Here is a 3863-nt window from a genome sequence, read left to right as displayed (position 1 = left end):
TTACGTATTGCTACTAACATTCAAATTCTGTTATTAGTGATAATTACGTAGATATTAATGGTATTGGTGAGTTGTAAAAGTGACACCTGGACATGATATTAATGATTTTGAAGTAGCTAAAAGACATCAATTAAAAGCTTTATTATGCATGAACGAAGATGGCACTATGAACGACTTAGCCTTGCAATATCAAGGATTAGACCGCTTTGTTTGTCGTCAAAAGTTATTGCAAACTCTTAAACAAAAAGGTTTTTTTACAAAAACCGAAAATCACCTTCATAAAGTAGGATATTCAAGTATTTCGGATGCCATCATCGAACCGCGTCTTTCTTTACAATGGTTTTTAAAAACCAAAGCCATCGCCCAAATTGCTTTAAAACGAACAAAATCAATTTTTTTCCGCTTCGTTTTGAAAATATTTTTAATAATTGGGCTCCAAAATATCGAAGACTGGTGTATTTCGCGTCAATTATGGTGGGGTCATCAAATTCCTGCTTGGCATAAAGGACAAGAAATTAAAGTTCAAATAGAAAGCCTCTGGTCCAGAATGGAACTTGATTGTAGATAAGTTTGATACTTGGTTTTCTTCTGCTTTGTGGCCTTAGCATTTTGGGATGGCCTAATTGCAATGCCCCTTTATTTAAAAATCGTTTTCCTACTGATGTTTTAGTAACAGGCTATGACATTTTAACTTTTGGGTATCAAAAATGGTTTTTCAAATATTTTATTAACCCACAAATGGCTTAATAAAATTCCAAGATGAAGCAACTTTAGTCTCATCATAGAATAAATCAGACCCAGGAGCAGCGTTAGTAATTAAAAACCATCTAAGAGCATCGGTACCATATTTGGCAACAACTTCCAAAGGATCAACACCATTACCTTTTGATTTAGACATTTTTTTGTCCTTTGTTATCTCTTACTAAACCATGTAATAAAACATCTTTAAAAGGGTCTTTGTGGGCGAAGAAAAATACTTTGAAAAACCATTTTTGATACCCAAAAAGTTAAAATGTCATAGCCTGTTACTAAAACATCAGTAGGAAAACGATTTTTAAATAAAGGGCATTGCAATTGGAAAGCCATCCCAAAATGCTAAAAAGGCCACAAAGCAGAAGAAAACCAAGTATCCAAAACATCACAATCAAGGTTCCATTCTGACCAGGGCTTTCTATTTGAACTTTAATTTCTTGTCCTTTTATGCTACAGCAGGAATTTTTTGATGACTCCCACCATAATTGACGCGAAATACACCAGTCTTCTCGATATTTTGGAGCCAATTATTAAAAATATTTTCAAAACGAAGCGGAAAAAAATTGATTTTGTTCGTTTTTAAAGCAATTTGGGCGATGGCTTTGGTTTTTAAAAAACCATTGTAAAGAAAGACGCGGTTCCGATGATGGCATCCGAAATACTTGAATATCCTACTTTATGAAGGTGATTTTCGGTTTTTGTAAAAAAACCTTTTTGTTTAAGAGTTTGCAATAACTTTTGACGACAAACAAAGCGGTCTAATCCTTGATATTGCAAGGCTAAGTCGTTCATAGTGCCATCTTCGTTCATGCATTAATAAAGCTTTTAATTGATCGTGCTTTTAGCTACTTCAAAATCATTAATATCATGTCCAGGTGTCACTTTTTTACAACTCCTGTACCAAAATTAATATCTACGTAATTATCACTAATAACAGGAATTTGAATGTTAGTGTCAGGAATAAAAACTTTTTTGCCAATAAAAGATTGATATTCAGGGTTTAGGATTTTACTGCTGAAAGCTTGGATCGGCAAACATGGTTTCGGGGCGAGTGGTTGCAATTTCTAAAAAAAGAAGGAACCAAAGAAGCGTCAGACAAATTGAATTAGTTGGAAAATCAACCAAAAAATATTTAATATAATATAATTTTCCTTCAGTTTCATGGTAATTTACTTCTACATTAGAAAGGGCTGTTTTATCTTTCGGGGTCCCAATTAATAATTTTATAATCTCTGTAAATTAATTTTTGTTGGTATAATTTGACAAAAACTTCTTGAACTGTTTGGCTCAAATCCAGGATCAAGGGTAAATTTTTCAAAATTATAATCTAGATGCAGCCCTAAAACTTGCCATTGTTGCCTAATATTTTGGCATGTTTTTCTTTCCACTGCCACGCATATTTTAAAAAGTTTCTTTACTTTAAAGTTTTGGTCAAAAAACCTTCTTGTTTTAATTGTTCTTTAACTTTATTTTGAGTGGCAATTCCTGCATGATCCATCCCAGGCAAAAGAGCACACATCAAAGTTTTGCATTTTTTAAATCTTATAATAATATCTTGAATGGTGTTATTCCAAGCATGTCCCAAATGTTTTCCTGTTACATTGGGAGGTGAATTACAACAGTAAAAAAGTTTTTTGTTGGCGTTTGATTGGCACAAAAATATTTTTTCTAACCATTGTTGGTATCTTGATGTTCTACTTTTTTAAAATCATATTTAGTTTGCATTAAAGCCAGCTTCTTTCTATTTTCTTTTTTTGGGGTTGGCTTTGGTTTTAAAGTTTTTGGGGTTATGTTTGGGGTTTTGAAAATGTTTAAATGGATTGAGGAAATAAAAAAAATACAAATTTTTTTGCAAAAGTGAAAAAGTTGGAAAAATAAAAATAAAAAGAGCCAAAAAAATAAGGGACTCCTTTTTTAATCATTGGCATTTGGATCCATTAATTGACTTAAAAACAGTTTTAATTCTTCCAGCCCTTCTTGTTGTTTTGAAGAAATCAAAAAAAAATATTTAATCTGGGGAAAGTGATTAACAAGCATTTTTAATTGTTTGGGAACAAGATTTTTTTTAACTTTATCCTTTTTAACAAATAACAAGACGACCTCAAAACCCACTTGCAAAAGAGCTTGATGGATTCTATCGTCTTCTTGGGTAGCACCCACTTTAAAATCAATTAGCTGAAAGACTGCTTTGAGATGAGAAGTTCGTTCCAAAAAAGAAATAATCATCGGCAATAACTGCTTTTGAATTTCTTTTTTTACTTTTTTAGCATAACTGCATTCAGGAGATCGAGATCAAATAAAAAGATTCGTTAATGTCATAGTAGTTTAGGAGTGATGGTTTTGCCTTCCGTTTAGAAATTTTGGCTTTAATTTTTCTTTGATTAAAGCATTGATGCAGTGCTTTTGCAACGTTGCTTCTTATTAAAACAATTTCAGGTTTGTTTTTCAAAAGAATATCTTTTAAAATATGGACAATACTACGCACAAAAGTGGCTTTTTTAATCATTTTGGTTTTTCCTTTTCTTTGCTTTTGTCTATAATTGTTTGCGATTGATGATTTTGGGAAATTTTTGAAGGTGGTTTACAAATATTATTATAGCAAATTATTATTTTTGTTGCTTTATATTTTTTGATATCGTTTTATAATAATATTTTTTGATAAAATAACAATGCAGTGGTAATGAATAATAATGTTGAATTGATCTTTTGCAAAACATTTAAAAAACAAACAATTAATTTAATAATAAAAATTGAAATGAGAGTTTTTAATTTTGGAACAAGCAAAATGATTAAAAAGCCACTTTTGTGCGTGTGTGTCCATTTTAAAGATATTCCTTTGAAAAAACAACCGAAATTGTTTTAATGGGCAGAAGCAACGTTAATAAAAGCACTTTCATCAATGCTTTAACTCCAAAGAAAAAAAATTAAGCTAAAATTTCTCAAACGGCTGGCAAAAACCATCACCACAAGCTACTATGACATTAACGAATCTTTTTATTTGATCGATACTCCTGGATACGATTGCTTTAAAAAAGTAAAGAAAGTAAAAGCAGTTATTGCCGATGATTATTTCTTTTGGAACGAACTTCTCATCTCAAAACAATGCCTTA

At 31.2% G+C, this 3863-nt stretch carries 10 protein-coding genes; 3 read left to right on the top strand and 7 right to left on the bottom strand.

The features are described 5' to 3' along the window. Nucleotides 1-79: 79 nt before the first annotated feature. Together ACEW7V_RS00170 and ACEW7V_RS00165 are read left to right on the top strand one after the other, a co-directional pair. Nucleotides 80-568, top strand: a complete 489-nt coding sequence (locus tag ACEW7V_RS00170; RefSeq protein WP_374695489.1) for a class I tRNA ligase family protein — start codon at nucleotides 80-82, stop codon at nucleotides 566-568. 2 nt (nucleotides 569-570) lie between these two features. Further along, the gene (locus ACEW7V_RS00165) at nucleotides 571-747 is read left to right on the top strand and encodes a class I tRNA ligase family protein (RefSeq protein ID WP_374695488.1); all 177 of its coding nucleotides are present in this window, start codon (nucleotides 571-573) and stop codon (nucleotides 745-747) included. On the opposite strand, the gene ACEW7V_RS00160 is transcribed toward ACEW7V_RS00165, so the two are convergent. The 7 genes from ACEW7V_RS00160 to ACEW7V_RS00130 form a co-directional block, all read right to left on the bottom strand. Continuing rightward, entirely contained in the window at nucleotides 728-898 is a 171-nt protein-coding gene (locus tag ACEW7V_RS00160) for a class I tRNA ligase family protein (protein ID WP_374695487.1), read from the bottom strand. The genes ACEW7V_RS00165 and ACEW7V_RS00160 overlap by 20 nt on opposite strands. A 47-nt stretch (nucleotides 899-945) precedes the next feature. Continuing rightward, the gene (locus ACEW7V_RS00155) at nucleotides 946-1086 is read right to left on the bottom strand and encodes a class I tRNA ligase family protein (RefSeq protein WP_374695486.1); all 141 of its coding nucleotides are present in this window, start codon (nucleotides 1084-1086) and stop codon (nucleotides 946-948) included. 276 nt (nucleotides 1087-1362) lie between these two features. Next, a complete protein-coding gene (locus ACEW7V_RS00150; RefSeq protein ID WP_374695485.1) occupies nucleotides 1363-1563 on the bottom strand; it encodes a hypothetical protein in 201 nt (66 codons plus the stop codon). Between the two features lie 68 nt (nucleotides 1564-1631). Next, complete coding sequence (locus tag ACEW7V_RS00145; protein ID WP_374695484.1) at nucleotides 1632-1787, bottom strand: hypothetical protein; 156 nt, start codon at nucleotides 1785-1787, stop codon at nucleotides 1632-1634. 161 nt (nucleotides 1788-1948) lie between these two features. Beyond that, on the bottom strand, nucleotides 1949-2044 hold the full coding sequence (locus ACEW7V_RS00140) for a hypothetical protein (protein WP_374695483.1): 96 nt from the start codon (nucleotides 2042-2044) through the stop codon (nucleotides 1949-1951). A gap of 123 nt (nucleotides 2045-2167) precedes the next feature. After that, entirely contained in the window at nucleotides 2168-2410 is a 243-nt protein-coding gene (locus ACEW7V_RS00135; protein ID WP_374695482.1) for a class I tRNA ligase family protein, read from the bottom strand. Between the two features lie 257 nt (nucleotides 2411-2667). Continuing rightward, nucleotides 2668-2979, bottom strand: coding sequence for a hypothetical protein (locus ACEW7V_RS00130; RefSeq protein WP_374695481.1), 312 nt, complete (start codon nucleotides 2977-2979; stop codon nucleotides 2668-2670). 636 nt (nucleotides 2980-3615) lie between these two features. On the opposite strand from ACEW7V_RS00130, the gene ACEW7V_RS00125 reads away from it, so the two are divergent. After that, on the top strand, nucleotides 3616-3681 hold the full coding sequence (locus tag ACEW7V_RS00125) for a hypothetical protein (RefSeq protein ID WP_374695698.1): 66 nt from the start codon (nucleotides 3616-3618) through the stop codon (nucleotides 3679-3681). Nucleotides 3682-3863 lie beyond the last annotated feature (182 nt).

Source organism: Areca yellow leaf disease phytoplasma (assembly GCF_041920595.1).
Note: the sequence above shows the minus strand (reverse complement) of the source record. Positions and strands in the feature narration are given on the sequence as shown.